This is a genomic window from Streptomyces sp. NPDC004065, assembly GCF_044903565.1.
In the GTDB taxonomy this organism is placed as follows: Bacteria; Actinomycetota; Actinomycetes; order Streptomycetales; family Streptomycetaceae; genus Streptomyces.
In genome coordinates this window covers 67,077-86,044 of the sequence record NZ_JBJDQT010000027.1, presented here as the reverse complement: position 1 = coordinate 86,044, position 18,968 = coordinate 67,077, and the positions used below count along the sequence as shown (strand labels likewise).

General features: G+C 74.3%; 18 protein-coding genes. 12 read left to right on the top strand and 6 right to left on the bottom strand.

All coding sequences use genetic code 11. The features are described 5' to 3' along the window. The first annotated feature begins 77 nt into the window (after nt 1–77). From ACI2LW_RS25700 to ACI2LW_RS25680, 5 genes are all read left to right on the top strand, one after another. Complete coding sequence (locus tag ACI2LW_RS25700; RefSeq protein WP_404733565.1) at nt 78–434, top strand: YciI family protein; 357 nt, start codon at nt 78–80, stop codon at nt 432–434. A 448-nt stretch (nt 435–882) separates the two neighbouring features. Next, nucleotides 883–1,776 (top strand): glycoside hydrolase family 19 protein, encoded by an 894-nt coding sequence (locus ACI2LW_RS25695; RefSeq protein ID WP_404733564.1) that lies wholly within the window; start codon nt 883–885, stop codon nt 1,774–1,776. 74 nt (nt 1,777–1,850) lie between these two features. After that, on the top strand, nt 1,851–3,236 hold the full coding sequence (locus ACI2LW_RS25690) for a phospholipase (protein WP_404733563.1): 1,386 nt from the start codon (nt 1,851–1,853) through the stop codon (nt 3,234–3,236). A gap of 438 nt (nt 3,237–3,674) precedes the next feature. Next, complete coding sequence (locus ACI2LW_RS25685; protein WP_404733562.1) at nt 3,675–4,088, top strand: VOC family protein; 414 nt, start codon at nt 3,675–3,677, stop codon at nt 4,086–4,088. A 69-nt stretch (nt 4,089–4,157) separates the two neighbouring features. Further along, on the top strand, nt 4,158–5,246 hold the full coding sequence (locus tag ACI2LW_RS25680; protein ID WP_404733561.1) for an adenosine deaminase: 1,089 nt from the start codon (nt 4,158–4,160) through the stop codon (nt 5,244–5,246). On the opposite strand, the gene ACI2LW_RS25675 is transcribed toward ACI2LW_RS25680, so the two are convergent. Next, entirely contained in the window at nt 5,210–5,725 is a 516-nt protein-coding gene (locus tag ACI2LW_RS25675; RefSeq protein WP_404733560.1) for a DinB family protein, read from the bottom strand. The genes ACI2LW_RS25680 and ACI2LW_RS25675 overlap by 37 nt on opposite strands. Nucleotides 5,726–5,837: 112 nt before the next feature. Beyond that, nucleotides 5,838–6,752 (bottom strand): LysR substrate-binding domain-containing protein, encoded by a 915-nt coding sequence (locus ACI2LW_RS25670; RefSeq protein ID WP_404733559.1) that lies wholly within the window; start codon nt 6,750–6,752, stop codon nt 5,838–5,840. A 295-nt stretch (nt 6,753–7,047) separates the two neighbouring features. Here ACI2LW_RS25670 and mgrA point away from each other — a divergent pair, with 295 nt between their 5' ends. Then, a complete protein-coding gene (mgrA, locus tag ACI2LW_RS25665; RefSeq protein ID WP_404733558.1) occupies nt 7,048–8,040 on the top strand; it encodes an L-glyceraldehyde 3-phosphate reductase in 993 nt (330 codons plus the stop codon). A gap of 183 nt (nt 8,041–8,223) precedes the next feature. Here mgrA and ACI2LW_RS25660 read toward each other — a convergent pair whose 3' ends face one another. Continuing rightward, nucleotides 8,224–8,607 carry a nuclear transport factor 2 family protein gene (locus tag ACI2LW_RS25660; protein ID WP_404733557.1) on the bottom strand — a complete coding sequence of 128 codons (384 nt, stop codon included), beginning with the start codon at nt 8,605–8,607 and terminating at the stop codon, nt 8,224–8,226. Between the two features lie 283 nt (nt 8,608–8,890). On the opposite strand from ACI2LW_RS25660, the gene ACI2LW_RS25655 reads away from it, so the two are divergent. The 3 genes from ACI2LW_RS25655 (at nt 8,891) to ACI2LW_RS25645 (ending at nt 12,487) form a co-directional block, all read left to right on the top strand. Continuing rightward, nucleotides 8,891–9,301 (top strand): hypothetical protein, encoded by a 411-nt coding sequence (locus tag ACI2LW_RS25655; protein WP_404733556.1) that lies wholly within the window; start codon nt 8,891–8,893, stop codon nt 9,299–9,301. Between the two features lie 146 nt (nt 9,302–9,447). Continuing rightward, nucleotides 9,448–11,787, top strand: a complete 2,340-nt coding sequence (locus ACI2LW_RS25650) for an FHA domain-containing protein (RefSeq protein WP_404733555.1) — start codon at nt 9,448–9,450, stop codon at nt 11,785–11,787. A gap of 13 nt (nt 11,788–11,800) precedes the next feature. Further along, the gene (locus ACI2LW_RS25645) at nt 11,801–12,487 is read left to right on the top strand and encodes a hypothetical protein (protein WP_404733554.1); all 687 of its coding nucleotides are present in this window, start codon (nt 11,801–11,803) and stop codon (nt 12,485–12,487) included. Between the two features lie 253 nt (nt 12,488–12,740). On the opposite strand, the gene ACI2LW_RS25640 is transcribed toward ACI2LW_RS25645, so the two are convergent. Further along, a complete protein-coding gene (locus tag ACI2LW_RS25640) occupies nt 12,741–14,039 on the bottom strand; it encodes a streptophobe family protein (RefSeq protein WP_404733553.1) in 1,299 nt (432 codons plus the stop codon). A gap of 460 nt (nt 14,040–14,499) precedes the next feature. On the opposite strand from ACI2LW_RS25640, the gene ACI2LW_RS25635 reads away from it, so the two are divergent. From ACI2LW_RS25635 to ACI2LW_RS25625, 3 genes are all read left to right on the top strand, one after another. Further along, nucleotides 14,500–15,795 carry a DUF6777 domain-containing protein gene (locus ACI2LW_RS25635; RefSeq protein ID WP_404733552.1) on the top strand — a complete coding sequence of 432 codons (1,296 nt, stop codon included), beginning with the start codon at nt 14,500–14,502 and terminating at the stop codon, nt 15,793–15,795. Between the two features lie 99 nt (nt 15,796–15,894). Next, on the top strand, nt 15,895–16,353 hold the full coding sequence (locus tag ACI2LW_RS25630) for an ATP-binding protein (protein WP_404733551.1): 459 nt from the start codon (nt 15,895–15,897) through the stop codon (nt 16,351–16,353). Nucleotides 16,354–16,480: 127 nt separating this feature from the next. Then, entirely contained in the window at nt 16,481–16,897 is a 417-nt protein-coding gene (locus tag ACI2LW_RS25625) for a helix-turn-helix domain-containing protein (RefSeq protein WP_404733550.1), read from the top strand. 583 nt (nt 16,898–17,480) lie between these two features. Here ACI2LW_RS25625 and ACI2LW_RS25620 read toward each other — a convergent pair. Beyond that, the gene (locus tag ACI2LW_RS25620) at nt 17,481–18,083 is read right to left on the bottom strand and encodes a ClpP family protease (protein ID WP_404733549.1); all 603 of its coding nucleotides are present in this window, start codon (nt 18,081–18,083) and stop codon (nt 17,481–17,483) included. A gap of 1 nt (nt 18,084) precedes the next feature. After that, nucleotides 18,085–18,723, bottom strand: coding sequence for an ATP-dependent Clp protease proteolytic subunit (locus ACI2LW_RS25615; protein ID WP_404733548.1), 639 nt, complete (start codon nt 18,721–18,723; stop codon nt 18,085–18,087). Between the last annotated feature and the right edge of the window lie 245 nt (nt 18,724–18,968).

Below are 18,968 nucleotides of genomic sequence, written 5' to 3'. Positions count from 1 at the left end.
CGCGGGCGAGGTGCCCGTGCGGGGGCGCGCCGTTCGTGTAGGAGGGGGACAACGCACGGACGCCAAGGAGGACCGTCATGGAGTACTACCTGCTCAGCGTGATCCAGCCGAGTGAGGCCGCACCGCCCTCGGCGGAGGCGCTGGCGGACATCATGGGCAGTGTCGAGGCATTCCACCGGGAGCTGCGCGCCGCGGGGGCCTGGGTCTTCGCGGGCGGGCTGGACGGTCCGGAGACCGCCACCGTGCTGCGTCCCGAGGGCGAGGACGTCGAGGTCGCGCAGGGACCCTACACGCGGGGCAAGGAATACCTCGGAGGCCTGTGCCTGATCAAGGCGCCCGACGCGGAGGCGGCCCTGGAGTGGGGCCGCAAGGCGAGCCTGGCCACCACCCTGCCCATCGAGGTGCGGCCGTTCCTTCACACGGCAGAGGACTGAGCTCCGCCCCAACCTCAGACCCTCAGCCCCCGACTCTCAACCCCCAGCCCTCTGCCTCCGCCCTCGCCCCGCCCTGGTCCACCGCCTCGCCCCGCCCTGGTCCACCGCCTCGCCCCGCCCGGCCGCCGCGGCACGGCCGAGACGGCCGGCCGACGCGCCGCCGGGCCGGCCGGACCCGCACCGGCCGTCCCGGACCGTCGCAGGCGGTCCGGACATCGGCCGTCCCGGACATCGGCCGTCCCGGACCGTCACCGGCCATCTGGTCCAGGCCAGTTGACTGGTCTACACCCTTGACTGGTACAGACCAACACGGTTGAGTGTGCCACCACACCCCCCACCACGGCCGCCCCCCACGCCGTGTCCGGTACCACCGGCGATCCCAGCGTGAAGTGCGGTTCCCGTTCCGCCCTGCCCGGGTGCGGCCGTGGACCGTGAAGGAGTTGATCCAGTGTCGAGGCGACACATCTCCGCCGCGCTGACCGCGCTCGTCCTCGGCGGCGCGCTGCCCCTGGTGCTGCCGGCCCCGGCCGCGTCGGCGGCCTCCTGTTCCAGCTACCCGAACTGGGTGGCCGGAAAGGCCTACCGCACCGGTGACATCGTCCGCTACACCGACGGCAAGGCCTACATAGCCGAGCACGACAACCCGGGCTACGACCCGGTCATCAGCACCTGGTACTGGGACCCCTACGCCTGCGACAGCGGCGGCGGCAACCCGAATCCGTCCGGATTCGTCGTCAGCGAGGCCCAGTTCAACCAGATGTTCCCGAACCGGAACCCCTTCTACACCTACGCCGGGCTGACCGCCGCCCTCAGCGCGTACCCCGGTTTCGCCAACACCGGCAGCGACACCGTGCGCAAGCAGGAGGCGGCGGCCTTCCTCGCCAACGTCAGCCACGAGACCGGCGGCCTGGTGTACGTGGTCGAGCAGAACACCGCCAACTACCCGCACTACTGCGACTGGAGCCAGCCGTACGGCTGCCCGGCCGGTCAGTCCGCGTACTACGGGCGCGGCCCGATCCAGCTCAGCTGGAACTTCAACTACAAGGCCGCGGGCGACGCGCTGGGCATCGACCTCCTCAACAACCCCTGGCTGGTGCAGAACGACGCCGCCGTCGCCTGGAAGACCGGCCTGTGGTACTGGAACACCCAGTCCGGCCCCGGCTCCATGACCCCGCACAACGCGATGGTGAACCAGGCCGGTTTCGGCCAGACGATCCGCAGCATCAACGGCTCCCTGGAGTGCGACGGCAGGAACCCCGCCCAGGTGCAGAGCCGGGTGAACGCCTACCAGCGGTTCACGCAGATCCTCGGGGTCTCACCGGGCGGCAACCTCTACTGCTGACGGCCTTTCGTGCGGCATGGTGTCATGCACCTGACCATCAGGTCGTACCCTCCTCCGACGAAGGGCAGACCGCCATGCGCACCCCCCACGCCCTGCTCGCCACGACCGTCGCGCTGACCGCGGCGGCCGTGGCGGTCGCGGCACCTCCCAGCCCGGCCGGCGCCGCCGGCGCAGCACCCGTCCCGTCCGCCGGGACGTACTACGTCCAGAGCGCCGTCACCGGCCTCAACGCGGCGTCCGCCGGCGGCGCCGTGGAACAGCACAACCCCAAGGGCGACGAGGACCACCAGCAGTGGAACCTCGCGGCGAGCGGATCGTCGTACGTCCTGCGCGGCGCCGACGCCACGGGCAGCTGCCTCGGTCACCCGGGCGGCCAGGCGCGCACCGTCGACTGCGCCGGCGCCGACGCCGCCTGGGACATCGCGGCCGCCGGGGGCGACCGGTACACCCTCACCGTCCCCGGCACCGACCGCCGTCTGACCGTGGCCGCCAAGCCCGCCGGCGCCAACTACCCCGCCCAGCTGGCCATCGGCTCCGCCGGGGACCTCGCCACCTGGTACCTCACCCCGGTCTCCCCGGCCACCGCTCCCATGCCGCCGGCCGACCGGCGCACCCTGGACCAGACCACCTTCCTGACCGCGCACAACGCCTACGCCAACGGGGCCGACGGCGGCTTCGCCCCGCCGTTCGTCAACCTCGCGCCCAACCAGACCCGCGGCATCGAACGCCAACTCGCCGACGGTGTACGCGGGTTCATGCTGGACATCCACCAGACGCCGGACGGCGCGATCCTCTGCCACAACAGCTGCACGCTGGTCAGCCGGCCGGTCGCCCTCTGGGTCGACCTGCAGCGCATGGTGAACTTCCTCAAGGCGCACCCCGACCAGTTCATCACCGTCTTCCTGGAGGACTACGTCGACCCCGGCGTCCTGCGGGCCGAACTCGCCCGGGTCAGCGGTCTGTCCGAGGTTCTCTACCGGCCGGACCGGACCGGCGTGCGGCAGAACGGCTGGCCGAGAATGGCCGACCTGATCGCCGCGAACCAGCGGCTGCTCGTCCTCACCGACCACAGCCGCTCGGCCGACGAGGCCGCCGGCCTGACCCGGGACAGCTTCGGGGTGATGTACCAGCGGGAGTGGACGGTGGAGAACTACTGGTCGATGGGTTCCGGCCTCGGCTCCTCCGACTGGTCGTGCTACAGCCGCTGGTACGGCGCCGACACCAACATCCCGCTCACCCGCACCGAGCCGGGGTTCCGCCCGCTGTTCGTGATGAACCACTTCCGCGACGTGCCCATCGCCGGCACGGCGCAGACCGACAACGCCAAACTCGCCGACCGGGCCCGGCGGTTCTGCCAGCCGGCCGCCCGCAAGAAGCCCAACTTCCTCGCCGTGGACCGCTACGAGCTGGGCGATCCGGCGGCGGCCGTGGACGCCCTCAACACGTACACGTATCCGTAGGACGCCGGGACGCCGCGCATCCGTACGCCGGGATGCCGGGATGCCGGGACCCCGGGACCCCGGGACGCCGGGACGCCGGGACGCCGGGACGCCGGGACGCCGGGACGCCGGGACGCCGGGACGCCGCGCATCCGTACGCCGGGATGCCGGGACCCCGGGACCCCGGGACCCCGGGACCCCGGGACGCCGCGCACCCGTACGCCGGGACGCCGCGCACCCGTACGCCCGCGCCTCCGCGTGTCCCCCCGGGGCACCCGGAGGCGCGGGGCAGGCACACACCCGCAGATCCGTCGCCCCGCCGCCCCGCCGCCCCGCCCCAGCATCCCGGCGGCGGGGCGCGCATCCGCGTGCCGGGGCCCCGCCCGGGTGAGCAGGTGACTGGCGCCGCCGGGGTTTTACGTATAACCTCACCGGTCGACCGCACCCCGAAAGGCCCCGATGAGACACATCGCCCTGGTCACCCTCGTCGTCGACGACTACGACGAGGCGATCCGGTTCTACACCGAGGCGCTCGGCTTCCACCTCGCCGAGGACACCGCCCGCCCGGACGGCTCCCGCTGGGTCGTCGTCGCGCCCGGACCGGCGGACCACGGCCCCGCGCGCGGACCCGGCACCGCCCTGCTGCTCGCCCGGGCCCGGGGAGAGCGGCAGCGGGCCCGGATCGGCGACCAGACGGGAGGGCGCGTCGGCCTGTTCCTGCACACCGACGACTTCGCCCGCGACCACGCCCGGATGCGGGCGGCCGGCGTGACCTTCCTGGAGGAGCCGCGCCACGAGCCCTACGGAGTCGTCGCCGTCTTCCAGGACCTGTACGGCAACCGCTGGGACCTGCTCCAGCCCGCCACCGCCTGACCCGCCCACCCGGCGCCCCGCCGGGCTTCGCCACCGCCCGCCCCACCACCAGCCGAGGAAAGACCGCACATGACCGCCCCGCGCATCGACACCGAGACCCTCCGCCGGCTCCCCAAGGCCGTGCTGCACGACCACCTCGACGGCGGCCTGCGCCCCGCCACCGTCGTGGAACTCGCGGACGCGGCCGGGCACACCCTGCCCACCACCGACGCCGGCGAGCTCGCCGCCTGGTTCTACGACGCGGCGAACTCCGGCGACCTGGTCCGCTACATAGCCACCTTCGAGCACACCCTCGCCGTGATGCAGACCCGCGAGGGCCTGCTGCGCACCGCCGAGGAGTACGTCCTCGACCTCGCCGCGGACGGCGTGGTGTACGGCGAGGTGCGCTACGCCCCGGAGCTGATGGTCAAGGGCGGGCTGACCATGAGCGAGGTCGTCGAGACCGTCCAGGAGGGCCTGGCGGCCGGCATGGCGAAGGCCGCCGCGGCCGGCACGCCCGTCCGCGTCGGCACCCTGCTGTGCGGGATGCGCATGTTCGACCGCTGCCGGGAGGCCGCCGATCTCGCCGTCGCCCACCGCGACGCGGGCGTCGTCGGCTTCGACATCGCCGGCGCCGAGGACGGCTTCCCGCCCGCCGACCACCTGGCCGCCTTCGAGCACCTGCGGCGCGAGAGCGTGCCCTTCACCATCCACGCCGGGGAGGCCCACGGCCTGCCCAGCATCCACCAGGCGCTTCAGGTGTGCGGCGCCCAGCGCATCGGGCACGGCGTGCGCATCACCGAGGACATCACCGACGGCAAGCTCGGCCGGCTGGCCGGCTGGGTGCGCGACCGCCGGATCGCCCTGGAGATGTGCCCGACCTCCAACCTCCAGACCGGCGCCGCAACCTCGATCGCCGCGCACCCCATCACCGAGCTGAAGGACCTCGGCTTCCGGGTCACCCTGAACACCGACAACCGCCTGGTGTCGGGCACCACGATGACCCGGGAGATGTCCCTGCTCGTCGAGCACGCGGGCTGGACCGTGGAGGACCTGCGCACGGTGACCGTGAACGCGCTCAAGAGCGCCTTCATCCCCTTCGACGAGCGCAACGCCCTCATCCGGGACGTGGTCCTGCCCGGCTACGAGGCCGTGCTCCGAAGCAGCCCCTTGAGGTAGGCGGCCTGTCCGACGTGCTGCAGATCGTCGGACAGGACGCTCACCAGCCGCACGCCCAGCGTCACCGGCGGGTCCCAGCGCTCGTCGACGACGCGCTCCAGGTCCTTGGCGGTCAGGGAGCGCAAGGCCGTGAGGGTCTGTTCGTGCACCGCGTCGTAGTAGCCGGTCAGCAGCTCGCCGGAGTCGACCCGCACCCGGGCGACCTTGGCCGGGCTGTGCCCGTACCCGGTGTCGCGGCGGCCCAGGTCCAGGCCGAAGCGCTTCTCCCAGCCCTGCGACAGCCACACCTGGTCGAGGCCGAACGCGTCGGCGACATGGTCGTCCTGGACCCGGGTGAGGTGCCAGACCAGCCAGGAGATGGAGTTGACGTCGGCGGCGGGGCGGTGGTTGAGCCGTTCGGCGGGCAGGCCGTCGACGACGGCATGGACTTCTTCCCGGATGCGGCCGTAGCCGTCGATGAGGATGTCCTTCGCATGCATGCGTCCACCCTCGCGCATCCCCGGGACTCTTGCGCCGGAACTGGGTGAGCCAGGCGCCCCGTGCCCCACGCACTCGGCGCCCGCGGGCGGGAGCAGGCGGGATCGAATGGGATCAGGCGGGCTCCGGCTCCGCGCGGTGCGGCGCCGGGCCGCCGCCGTCGAGCAGGGCCATCAGAGCGCGGGCGGCCGGGCTGGTGGCCTGCTCGGGCGGCAGCAGCGCGATCGTCTCGTAGTCCGTCCCGCCCACGCCCTTGAGGTCCAGTGCGGTGAGCGACGGCCGCTTGTGCCGGAAGTGGCGGGGCACCACCGCGACGCCCAGGCCCTCGTCGACGAGGTCGAGCAGGCTGTGCACGTCGTTCACCTCCAGCGCCACGGTGCGCCGCAGCCCCGCGGCGGCGAAGGCCGCGTCGGTGGTCCGGCGCGGCCCCCAGTCAGGGTGGAAGTCGACGAAGACCTCCCGGGCGACGTCCTCGGCGGTCAGCGCCGCGCCGGACTCCGCCAGCCGGTGGCCGGGGTGGCACAGCACCGTCATCGGCTCACTGGTCAGCGGCACCGAGCGCAACTGGTCGGTGTCCGGGCGGGTGCGGTACGCGAACGCCAGGTCCAGCCTGCCGGCCGCGACCTCCTCCGCCAGCGCCCCGGAACCGGCCTGCCGCAGCCGTATCTCCACGTCCGGGTGGTGCCGCCGGAAGGCAGCGAGCAGCCTTGCCACGTGCACACCGGCTATGCACTGCTCGGTGCCCAGCGACAGCGTGCCGCGCAGCACGCCCTGCACCGCCGCCACCGCCTCGTGCGCCGCCCGCACCTGCGCCAGGATCCGCTCCGCCTCGACGAGCAGCGCCCGCCCGGCCCCGGTGAGCGTCACCCGGCGCGTGGTGCGCACGAACAGCGGGGCCCGCAGCTCCCGCTCCAGTGCCCGGATCGAGGCCGACAGGCCCGACTGGGACACCATCAGCCGTTCCGCCGCGCGGGTGAAGTGCTGGTCCTCGGCGACCGCGACGAAGTGCTGGAGGTGACGCAATTCCATCGGGTCCCCGGACCTCTTCCTGCTTCCCACGGGCCGCCTCCCGCTTCCCACGGGCGGCCGGCTTCCCGTACATCGTAGACACCGCGTCCACGGCGACCGGCGCGCGGCGGGCCGTACGGCAACGGCCGGGGACCCCGGTCATTGAGAAGCCCGGCCGCTGAATCACATCCGATTCCTCTGTTGGACCGCTGCGGCCGGGCGCGCGAGAGTGGGACGGCGGTCCCCTGGAGCACGCAGCACGGGAACACCGGCTCCACGGAACCGGAACACCTGTGCCCACCCCACTGGAGTCGCGTTGTACACCGCCCACCCCGACCGCTACACCGACATGCCCTACCGGCGCACCGGACGCAGCGGCCTGAAGCTCCCCGCGCTGTCGCTCGGCCTGTGGCACAACTTCGGCCCCGACCGGCCGGTGGAGACCCAACGCGCGATCCTGCGCCGCGCCTTCGACCTCGGCGTCACCCACTTCGACCTGGCCAACAACTACGGGCCGCCGCCCGGCGCCGCCGAGTCCGCCCTCGGCGAGGCGCTGCGCGCGGACTTCGCGCCCTACCGGGACGAACTGGTCGTCTCCACCAAGGCCGGCTACCTGATGTGGCCCGGTCCGTACGGCGAGTGGGGCTCGCGCAAGTACCTGCTGTCCTCGCTCGACCAGAGCCTGAAGCGGATGGGCCTCGAGTACGTCGACATCTTCTACTCCCACCGCCCCGACCCGGACACCCCGCTCGAGGAGACGATGGGCGCGCTGCACTCCGCGGTCCAGCAGGGCAAGGCGCTCTACGTCGGCATCTCCAACTACTCCGCGGAGCAGACCCGGGAGGCCGCCCGGATCCTCGACGGGCTCGGCACCCCGCTGCTGATCCACCAGCCGCGCTACTCCATGCTGGACCGCCGCCCCGAGGAGCAGGGCCTGCTGGACACGCTCGACGAACTCCAGGTCGGCTCCATCGCCTACTCCCCGCTGGAGCAGGGGCTGCTCACCACCCGCTACCTCGACGGCATCCCGGAGGACTCGCGGGCCGCGAGCGACAGCCCCTTCCTGTCCTCCGACGCGGTCACCGGGGAACTGGTCGGCAGGCTGCGCGCACTGGACGGGATCGCCAAGTCGCGGGGGCAGTCCCTGGCCCAGCTGGCGCTCGCCTGGGTGCTGCGCGGCGGCCGGGTGACCTCCGCGCTGGTCGGCGCGAGCAGCCCCGGGCAGCTGGAGGACAGCGTCGCCGCGGTGCGCAACCTGGACTTCGACGACGAGGAGCTGGCCCGCATCGACGCGGCCGTGTCCGCGTAGTCCGCGGAGTTCGCGCAGTCCGCGTGGGAGGTCTCCGGGGCCGTACGACGGCGTACACCACCGCGGGGTACGGGGAACCCGGGACCTCTGCCGGGCCCGGGGAACCCCGGATCCCTGCCGGGCACGGAGAACCCGGACCTTCCGGCCCGGGCGCCGGCGGACGGCGCCCGGGCCTTGAGGGTGTCAGGCCCCCTCGGGTACCCGGTCGAGGAAGCCCAGCACGGTGCGGATCCGTCCCCCGGCGTCCAGGGTGATCACGTCGGAGCCCGCGACGGGCGCGGAGCCGTCCGCTGTGCTCACCAGCTCCCAGGAGAAGCGCGCCGTGTCGTGGTGCCCGTCCACGGTCCCGGTGGGGCGGAAGGCGAAGCCGGGGAACTGCCCGCGCGCCGCGGTGATCACGGCCGCGATGCCGTCGTGGCCGCTGACGTCGGCGAGGGGGTCGGTGTAGGAGCCGTCCGGCGACCAGGCGGCGGCCACCGCCTTGGCCCTGGCCTCCGGCTCGTCGGCGTTCCAGGCCTCGAAGTAGCGGGCGACGGCGGTCTCGTAACGGTCGGTGCGTGCGGACATGCGGATCGGCCTCCATCGAGTCGCGGGTGCGGGTTCCGATGGCTCCACCGTGCCGGGACACCCCGCGCGGGGTCGATTACCGCCGGGGTAATGGCGGTCGCACCGAGCGACGGCTTTCCAGCCACGCGACGCGCTGAATATGCCAGGAGACTGGCCGGAAAGTCGTGGTGACACTGTTTCAGAAGTCAACATACTCGATGGTCAGGGGCACATCACCGGACAAGGGCCGCAAGGGGAGCGAGGCAGGACCAGCAGACACGCGCGACGCCACGGGGGTGGAGCTGTGCACGACGAATTCCTGTGCCATGTCACGGCATACGGTGTGTGCGACGGCCGTCGCATCGGGGTGCCGCTAGGCACCTACCGGGCGCCCACCCTGGCCCTGGCCCTGTGGTGGCTGCGCGACCGGGCCTCCTGGATCGCCGAGCGCCTCGACCCGAGCCCCGGGAACCCCCGCATTCCACCGAGCGCGCTGGTCCCGGTGCCCGAGACCGTGCCCGACGTCCCCCGCATCCTCCGCTCCTGGTGCGCCGACACGGCACAACAGGAGATCGTCGCGGACGAGTTGGCCGGCGGGCGGCTGGTGCGGATCGCCGCGGGCGACGAGACCACCGAGTACGAACTGCTCGCGGAGTCCGTGGACGCGCTGCGCATGCAGCGGACCGTGCCCGCCCTGCTCCTCCCGACGGCCTGACCGCCTCCCCCCGAGCCGCCGGCCGCCGGCCGCCGGCCCACGGGGCGTCGGCGGCCGTACTGCCTTCCGGCTCGGACAGTCCGCGCCCGGCCGGCTCCACCGTCCGCGCCCGGGCGCGGAATGGGGCATATCGCTAGAATTCTGGCATGGCTGAGCGGCCGGTCACGCCGACTGCACCCGAGCTCCTCCTCGAGACGGAGACCGGCTCGACGGTGATGAGTCCCGGTCGTGACTACCACCTCGGACGGGACCCGGAGTGCGACGTCGTCCTGGACGACGCCCGGGTCTCCTGGCACCACGCGGTGCTGCGCCCGGAGGACGGGCACTGGACCCTGCACGACGACGGCAGCACCAACGGCACCTACGCCGACGGCCACCGCATCCACGACTGGGGCGTCCGCCCGCACTGCGTGGTCCGCTTCGGCAACCCGGTCGACGGCCCGACCGCCATCCTGGTCGACCGTCCGCGGCCGGCGCCCGACCGCCCCTCCGCCGTCCTGACGCCCGCCCTGACCGGCACGTTCCGCCGGCCCACCACGGTGCGCCCGCTGCCCGCCCGGGTGGTCCGCATCGGCCGGGCCGCCGACAACGACCTGGTGGTCGACGACCTCGTCGTCTCCCGCCACCACGCCGAACTGCGGGCCCGTCCCGACGGCGGTTACGAGATCGCCGACCTCGGCAGCCACAACGGCACCTACCTCAACGGCCGGCCGGTCGGCCTGGCCTTCGTCGCGCCGGGTGACATCGTCGGCGTCGGCCACTCGTCGTTCTGCCTGGTCGGCGAAGAGCTCCAGGAGTACGTCGACACCGGCGAGGTCTCCCTGGACGTCCAGGACCTCACGGTCACCGTCGACCGCGGCCGCAAGGTCCTGCTCGACCGCGTGTCCTTCCCGGTGGGGGAGAAGTGCCTGCTCGGCGTGGTCGGGCCGAGCGGCGCCGGGAAGTCGACGCTGCTGGGCGCCCTGACCGGCCAGCGGCCCGCCGGGCACGGCACGGTCCTCTACGACGGCCGCGACCTCTACCGCGACTACGCCGAACTGCGCCAGCGCATCGGCCTGGTCCCGCAGGACGACATTCTGCACACCCAGCTGACCGTGCGCAGCGCCCTGACGTACGCGGCCGAACTGCGCTTCCCGCAGGACACCTCACGCGCCGAGCGCCGCACCCGCGTCGAGGAGGTGCTGCGGGAACTCGGCCTCACCGAGCGCGCCGACCAGGCCGTGCACAGCCTCTCCGGCGGCCAGCGCAAGCGGGTCAGCGTGGCCCTGGAACTGCTCACCAAGCCCTCCCTGCTCTTCCTCGACGAACCCACCTCCGGCCTCGACCCGGGCATGGAGCGCTCGGTGATGCGCATGCTCCGCGGCCTCGCCGACGACGGCCGTACGGTCGTGGTGGTCACCCACAGCGTCCTCAGCCTGGACGTCTGCGACCGCCTGCTCGTGCTCGCGCCGGGCGGCAGGACCGCCTACTTCGGGCCGCCCGGCGAGGCGCTGGACTTCTTCGGCTTCGAGCAGTGGCCGGAGGCCTTCGAGGCGTTCGAGACCGACCGCGAACGGGACTGGGCGGGCGCCTACCGGGCCTCGCCACAGCACCGGGAGTACGTCGTGGACGCCGCGGCGCAGCCGCACCTGCCGGGCGGCAACCCTCCGGAGCCCGCCCCGCCGCCGCGGCCGCGCAGCTGGATCGCCCAGCTCGGCACGCTGGTGCGCCGCTACACCGCCGCCCTCGCCGCCGACCGCACCTTCATCGCCACCATGGTCGCCCTGCCGTTCCTGACCGGCCTGATGGCACGGGCCGTCGCCGGGAGCAGCCTGACCCGGGAGAGCGCCATGAACGTCCTGCTCATCCTGTGCGTGGGCGGCATGCTGACCGGCTCGGCCAACGCCGTCCGGGAACTGGTGAAGGAACGTGTGATCTACCGCAGGGAGCGGGCGGTGGGCCTGCCCAGATCGGCGTACCTGGCCTCGAAGATCGTGGTCCTCGGCGCGATCACCGTGCTCCAGGCGATCGTGCTCACCCTGGTCGGCCTGCTCGGCGTCGACCTCAACGCGCCCGGGGGACGCGGGGTGCTGCTGCCGCCCCTGCTCGAGATCACCCTCGCCGTGGCGCTGCTGGCCTTCGCGGCGATGCTGCTCGGCCTGCTGGTCTCCGCGCTGGTGCCCAAGGAGGACGTGACGATGCCGCTGCTGGTGCTGCTGACCGTCGTCCAGGTCACCTTCTGCGGGGCGCTGCTGAAACTGCACGGTGTCCCCGTGCTGGACCAGCTGACCTGGCTGGTGCCCTCCCGCTGGGCGCTCGGGGCGATGGCCGGCACGGTCGAACTGGCCCGGATCGTGCCCGGCGACCTGACCGCCGACCCGCTGTTCCGGCACACGGCCGAGGTGTGGCTGCGCAACCTGGGCGCGCTGGTGGTGCTGGCGGCGGCCTTCGGCTGGGTGGTGTCCCGGCTGCTGCGCCGGCACGAACCCGCCGTGATGCGCAAGTGAGGGCGGCGCCACCATGACCACCCCCGGTTTCCTCCCCACCCACGTGGTGCCCCAGGACGGGCTGCCCGCCTGGGAGGCGCCCGACCCCACCCGGCCCACGGTCTCCCTGGACCCGTTGCTGCCGGTGCGGCTGCTGGAACGGCACGGCGACTGGGGGCACGTCGAGTGCGCCAACGGCTGGTCCGCCTGGGTCGACGGCCGGCTGCTCGTCACCGTCCCGCACGGCCCGCCCGACCCCGAGTCGCCGCCCGCCAGGACCGCGGACCCGCGCCCCCTGCTCGCCCGCGCCGAGCAGGCGCTGACCCGCTACCGGGCGGCCGTGGAGGAACTGACGGACGGCCGGCTCGACGGGGAGTCCTTCCACGAACGCACCCAGGGCCTGCGGATCGGCGTCGTCGTCGACGGCGAGTCGGTGTGGCTGTACGACAGCAGGTACGGCCGCTGGGAGTACGCGGACGGGACCCGCCTGAGCACGTACGCCGCCGACGCGGCACCGCGGACCACCGGCGGCGGCGAACCGGACGAGCCGGACGCCGCGCACGAACGGACCGGGCCGGACGAACGGACCGGGCCGGACGAGGGGGCCGGGCCGGACGAGGGGGCCGGGCCGGACGAGGGGGCCGACGCCCTCGGCCCCGCGGCCCGCGACCACGCCCCGGACCGCACCGCCACCCGCGTGGTCACCCCGCCCGTCGACTAGGCGGGACCCCTGCCCGGATCACGCCCCGGTCCGGCGGGCGTGTCCATCTGGCGCCGCCGGGTGGGACCGGTGTGTCCGCATGGCGCCGCCGGTCGGACGGGCGTGTCCGCATGGCGCCGCCGGTCGGACGGGCGTGTCCGCATGGCGCCGCCGGTCGGACGGGCGTGTCCGCATGGCGCCGCCGGGTCGGACGGGCGTGTCCGCGTCGCGCCCCCGGTCCGAAGGGCCCGGCGCGGATCCGCTGGGGCGGGCGTCAGGGCCGCTCGCCCGGTGGCCGGGACGCGTCCGCCGGGACCTCGCCGCGGTGGCGCAGGCGGCGGGCGGCGAGGGAGCCGAGGAATCCGGTGACCAGTCCCCACAGCACGGCCAGTCCGAGCGCGCTCCACAGCCTCGGGGTGAGCAGCACCTCGCCGGACAGACCGCCGCCGAGGTCCCCGATGCCGAGCAGGGAGAGCCCGTAGTGGGCGGAGACCCGGCCCAGCAGGCAGATCATCAGCACGGTGAGCGCCAGCGCGACGGCCATCCGCACCGCGTGCACCGGGCCGTGCGCCCGGTCCGGCGACCGGGCCGCCATCAGGAAGGCGGCGGCCGGCAGGAGCACGGCGTCGGCCACCAGCAGCCACCAGGCCCGGCCGTCGTGCCCGGCGAGAGTGCCCAGGTTCAGCGTGGACACCTCCGGTGTGCGCAGCACCTCGTCGAGCAGCCGGGGCATCGGCAGTCCGAAGGGCCCCGCCACCCGGCCGTCCCAGGTGGCGCCCATGCCGATGGTCAGACCGAGCCAGGCCAGGTTCGGCAGACCGAGCAGGATCAGGGCGAAGGTCTCCGCCGGATGGCCTCGGGTCGCCGCCGCGACCAGGGCGGCCACGAGCCCCACGGCGACGCAGGCGAGCAGCAGCGCGACCATGGCGTAGGCCGCCGGGCGCACCGGCGCCCAGAAGCGCACCAGCCGGGCCGGCAGCGGTGCCCCCGGCGCCACCAGCAGGGCCAGGACCAGAACGCCGGCCAGCCACAGCAGGCCGAACAGCACGGTCAGCGGCAGCTGTGTGGTGAAGCCGACCCGGGGAGCGGCGCCGAACAGGCTGCCGATGGCCCCGAGCACCCCCTCGCCGAGGTCCACGGCGAAGGTCTGGCGGGCGCCCAGGGCCAGGCCGATCAGCGCGAGCAGCCACAGCGCGGCGATCCGGGCGGCCCACCCGGCGAGCTCCCGCACCCCGGCCACCGCCCGGTGCCGCAGCGGACGCAGAAAGCCGGCGGCCACGACGAGCGCCCCGGTGAGCGTGACCGACAGCGGTGTCACCGTGATCCCCGCGTGCGTCTCGGCCAGCGCGCCCGCGTTCCCCGAGAGCTGGACGGACCCGCCGACCGCCGTGGCGACGGTCGCGGCGACCACCCGGGGGAAGGCGTTGTCGGGCAGCCCGGTGGCCCCGGCCGCCCACAGCCCGAGCGAGGCGACCGCGGCCATGGCCACCAGCCCGGCCACCACCGTGAGCAGGGCCTGGAGCCAGCCGTGACGGGGGACGCCGGACGGGGCGGAGGGGCTCGGTGCGCTCACGCTGACACGCTAAGCAGCGACGTGCCGGGCCGCCCGCCGGGAGGGCCGTCCGCGTCCGCTTGCGAGGCACCGGGGAACGGGGCACACAATGGTGACGTTCGGAAAAAGCGGTGGCATCCGGGTGATACGCCGCGAAAAGCCGACGCGGGGAGTGCTCGTGAGTGTCGAACCACCGGCCTCCGGCCGTCCCACAGGACCTCCTTCCGGGCCGCTGGGACCGCCCTCCCGGCCGCCCGCGGGACCTCCCACCCAGCCCGGCGGCGGGTTCGGCGGCGAGGGCGGGTCCGGCCGGACCCGTGGTGGCGGCGGGCCCGGTGGTGGCGGCGGGCCCGGTGGTGGCGGCGGGCCCGGTGGTGGTGGTGGGGGGACCGGCGGTGGCGGAGGGACCGGCGGTGGCGGGGGCGGTGCCGCCGGGCCGGAACCCGGGCGGGGCAAGTGGACCTCGATCCCGCGGATCGGGGTGCTGGCCGCGGTGGTCGCGGCCGCGGTCGTGGTGGCCGTGGTGCTCACCGGCACCGGCGGATCGCAGAAGGGCGAGGTCTTCCTCCAGCCCGCGGCCGCCACGGGACCCGATCCCTTCACACGGTCGTCCGTGACCGCCGACTCCGGTGCGACGGCGGCCAAGACGGCGCAGGGGAAGGCAGCCGCCGGACCCTCCTCGCCGGCCGGCACGCAGTCCATGGCGCCCAACACGGTGCGCGCCGTCTCGGGCGGGGCGCCCGGCCTCTACCAGGGCGCCCGGAACGACGCCGTGTGCGACGTCGAGAAGGAGATCGCGGATCTCCGGGCGCACCCGGACCGCAACCGGGCCTACGCCGCCACGGTGGGCGTGCGCCCGGACGGCGTGCCCGCCTATCTGCGCTCACTCACCCCCGTGCAACTCGGCATGGACACCCGCGTCACCGCGCACGGCTACAGGGACGGATCCGTCACCAGCTACCAGGCCGTGCTGCAGGCGGGCACGGCCGTGCTCGTCGACGGGCGCGGGGTGCCCAAGGACCGCTGCGCGTGCGGCAACCCGCTGACCCCGCCGGTCGCCCAGCCGGGCACGCCCGACTACACGGGCCAGACCTGGTCGTCGTACCGGCCGCAGGACGTCGTCGTGGTGACGCCCGCGCCGCAGCCCGTCAAGGAGTTCGTCCTCTTCGACCCGCACCAGGACAAGTACTTCGCCCGGAAGCGCGGTGACCACGGCGGCAAGGACGAGTGGACGCACGCCCCCAAGCACCCTCCGGCGCCGACCGCGAGCGTCTCCCTGCCCAGCGGTACGCCGTCGTCGGTGTCCAAGCCGCCCTCCGCCCCGTCCTCGCCCGGGGCGCCGCCGCCGTCCTCCAACGCCCCGCAGCCCGCCTCCCCGGGATCCTCCAACCCGCCGGCGTCCGAGAAGCCCGCCTCGCCGGGCTCCCAGCCCCCGCCGTCGGGCGAACCGTCCTCGGCCCCGTCCGCGCCCGAGTCCTCGCCGAACGCCCCGCCGCCGTCCTCGGAGAAGCCCGCGGCCCCGCCGTCGCAGCCCTCGCAGCCCTCGCAGCCGGAGCAACCGTCGGCGCCGCCGCCCTCCGCGCCGCAGTCGGAGAGGACCGCGCCGCCCCAGGAGCAGCCGCCCTCGCAGTCCCGCGGCTCCGAGCCCCTGCCCTCCGCACCGCCCTCCGCGCCGCAGTCGGAGAGGTCCGCGCCGGTCCAGCAGCAGCCGCCCTCGCAGTCCCGCGGCTCCGAGCCGCTGCCCACCTCGGCCGCCCCCGCCGGGACGCCCTCCTGACCCGTCCGTGTGTGCGGGGGACTGCCGGGCGCCGCTCGGGGTAACAGCACAGATGCAGCAGTGTCCGGTTGGCCGGACCGGATCCCGAGAGAGACATGCATGACCGAAGACCTGGACGGGGCAGTGATAACGACTGCGGGTTTCGACGTTCCCGTGGACCCGCTCCGGCGCGCGGCGCACTACACCGGTGAACCGGGGTGCATCGCCGACGCCCGCTCCTTCGCCGCGCACTTCCTGGAACAGCTGCGCACCGAGTGGTGCGCAGCGATCGGCCCACGGTGCGGCGAGGCGCTGCTGCTGGTGGTGAGCGAGCTGGTCACCAACGCGGACCGGCACAGCAACGGTCCGTACATCCTGGAACTGGAGGGCACCGACGCCTCGGTGGCCGTGTCGGTGTACGACAGCAGCGCCACGCTGCCCCGGCGCTTCGCCAAGGACCCCGAACGCGTCGGCCACCACGGCCTGGAGATCGTGCACGCGCTGGCCGCGGAGGTCACCGTGGAACGGGTGCCGGTCGGCAAGCGGGTGCGCGCCGTGCTGCGGCTCGACGAGGTCTGAACGGCCGCCGGACACCGCTTCCCGGCCGGGTCCGGCCGCCTGCCGCCGGACCGTGGTCCGGCGATGATTCACCCAGGGCGGAACGCCGTTGCCTTCCCTCCGCGCCCGGGACTCCTAATCTGAAGGGGTGACGAACCCTTCGCCCGCCTCATCGCCCGACTCGGCCCGTGTCATTCCCCTGCGTCCGGCCGGCCGCCCCGGCGCCCCCGCCCCTGCCCCCGCCCCCCAGCACACCCGGCGCGAGCCCCTCTTGCGGGACCTCGTCGGGGACGTGCTGCGCAGGGAGCGGCTCGCCCAGGAGCGCACGCTGAGGGACGTCGCCGACGCGGCGCGGATCTCGATGCCGTATCTGTCGGAGGTCGAACGCGGCCGCAAGGAGGCCTCCTCGGAGGTCCTCGCGGCCGCCGCGCAGGCCCTCGGCCTCGGCCTCGGCGACCTGCTGTCGCGGGTGCAGGGCGAACTGGTCCGGCTCACCGCCCGGACCGCGCGCCGCGGCCCCGGCCCGTCCGCCGCCCACCGCGACGGCCTGTGCCTGGCCGCCTGACCCCGGCCTCACGGGCCGGGTCCCGGCCGGTTCCGGCCGCCCACCCGGCGGTCCCGGTCTCCCGGCGGTCCGGGTGTGCGGGCGGTCCGGGTGTGCGGGCGGTCCCGGTGTCCCGGGCGGTCCCGGACTGACCCGGCTCCTCCCGGCCCGATCCGGCTCCTACCGGCTCCCACCGGCTCCCACCGGCTCCTTCCGTCCGGTCGCGGCTCGTTCCGTCGCGTCCCGTCTCGTTCCGGCTCGTCCCGTCCGGCCCCTGCGCGGAGCGTGGCCCCGCTCCGGGTCCGGTTCGGCCGCGAGCCGTGCGGCCGGTACCGGACGTGCGACCGGCCGCAGATCCAGGTTTCCGCCCCCGAGTCGCCCCGGATCGGGCCGCCCCGGACACAGCCGCCCGGTCCGAGCGGCCCCGGACAGGGCCCCCCGAACCGGGTCGTGGCCCCGGCCAGACCGCGATCCCCGGCCGGGCCGCGATCCCCGGCCAGACCGCGATCCCGGGGCACAGGTCGCGGCCCCGGCCCCGGGCCAGGCCGCGATCCCGGGCCCGGGGGCCGGTCCGGGATCGCGGCAGGGCCGGTGGCCCGGCGGCTCAGGCCATCGCGAGGCGTCGGCTCAGTACCTCGTCGGCCAGTCCGTAGGCCACCGCCTCCCTCGCGGTGAACACCTTGTCGCGGTCCATGTCGGCGCGCAGCGCGGCCACGTCGTGCCCGGTGTGCCGGGACAGCACCTCCTCCACCTGGGAGCGGATCCGGACCATCTCCTTGGCCTGCAGGGTCAGGTCGGACACCGTGCCCTGGCGGCCGCCGCTGGCCGGCTGCCCGAGCAGCACGCGCGCGTGCTCCAGCACGAACCGCCGCCCCGGGTCCCCGCCCGCCAGCAGCACGGCCGCCGTCGAGGCCGCCTGCCCCACGCAGAACGTGGAGATCGGCGACTGCACGAACGTCATGGTGTCGTAGATCGCCATGAGCGACGTGAACGATCCGCCGGGGGAGTTGAGGTAGACGGCGATCTCGTGCTCCGGGTTCGCGGACTCCAGGTGCAGGAGCTGGGCGATGACGACGTTGGCGACGCCGTCGTCGATCTCCGTGCCGAGGAAGATGATCCGCTCGTTCAGCAGCCGGCTGAACACGTCGTAGGACCGCTCGCCCTGCGCCGTCCGCTCGATCACGTACGGAACCGTGTACGACCCCATGTCAGAGCCCTGCCCTTCGGCGCGAGGCGGCCGGGCGGACGTCGGCGAGCGACTCCACCACCCGGTCCACCATCCCGTACTCCCTGGCCTGCTCGGCCGTGAACCAGCGGTCCCGGTCGCCGTCCCGGGCGATCGTCTCCCGGCTCTGGCCGGTGTGCTCGGCGGTGATCCGCTCGATGGCGCGCTTGGTGAACTCCAGGTTCTGGGCCTGGATCTCGATGTCCGCGGTGGTGCCGCCGATCCCCGCCGACGGCTGGTGCATCATGATCCGCGCGTTCGGCAGCGCCAGCCGCTTGCCGGGCGTGCCCACCGTCAGCAGGAACTGGCCCATGCTCGCGGCGAACCCCATGGCCAGGGTCGACACGTCGTTCGGGATGAGCCGCATCGTGTCGTAGATGGCGAGTCCCGCGGTGACGGACCCGCCCGGGCTGTTGATGAACAGCCCGATGTCGGTGCGGGGGTCCTCCGCCGACAGCAGGAGCAGTTGCGCGCACACGCGGTTGGCCGACACCTCGTCGACCTGGGTGCCCAGGAACACGATCCGCTGGGCGAGCAGTTGGGCGGCGAGATGGTCGTCGAAGCGGCTGGGCGGGGTGTCCTGCTCCTCTGCGCGTGGCAGCAGCGGGGCGAGCGGGCTCATCGTATCTCCTCGTCGAACGGTCGGGTCGCGGCGTCGTGGTGCCGCCGGCGGGAATGCCGTCCGCTCCACTGTCGGCCGCGCCCGCGCCCGGCAGGAGGCCGCTCTGCCCGTGGCAGATTCGCCACGGGCAGAGGGCCGCGGGAGAGCCGGATGCGGGCGGCCGGGGGAATCCCGCCGGGCGGCCGGGGATTTCCCGCGGGGCGGTGAAGATTTCCGCCGGGCGGCGATGAGTTCCGCCGCCCGCC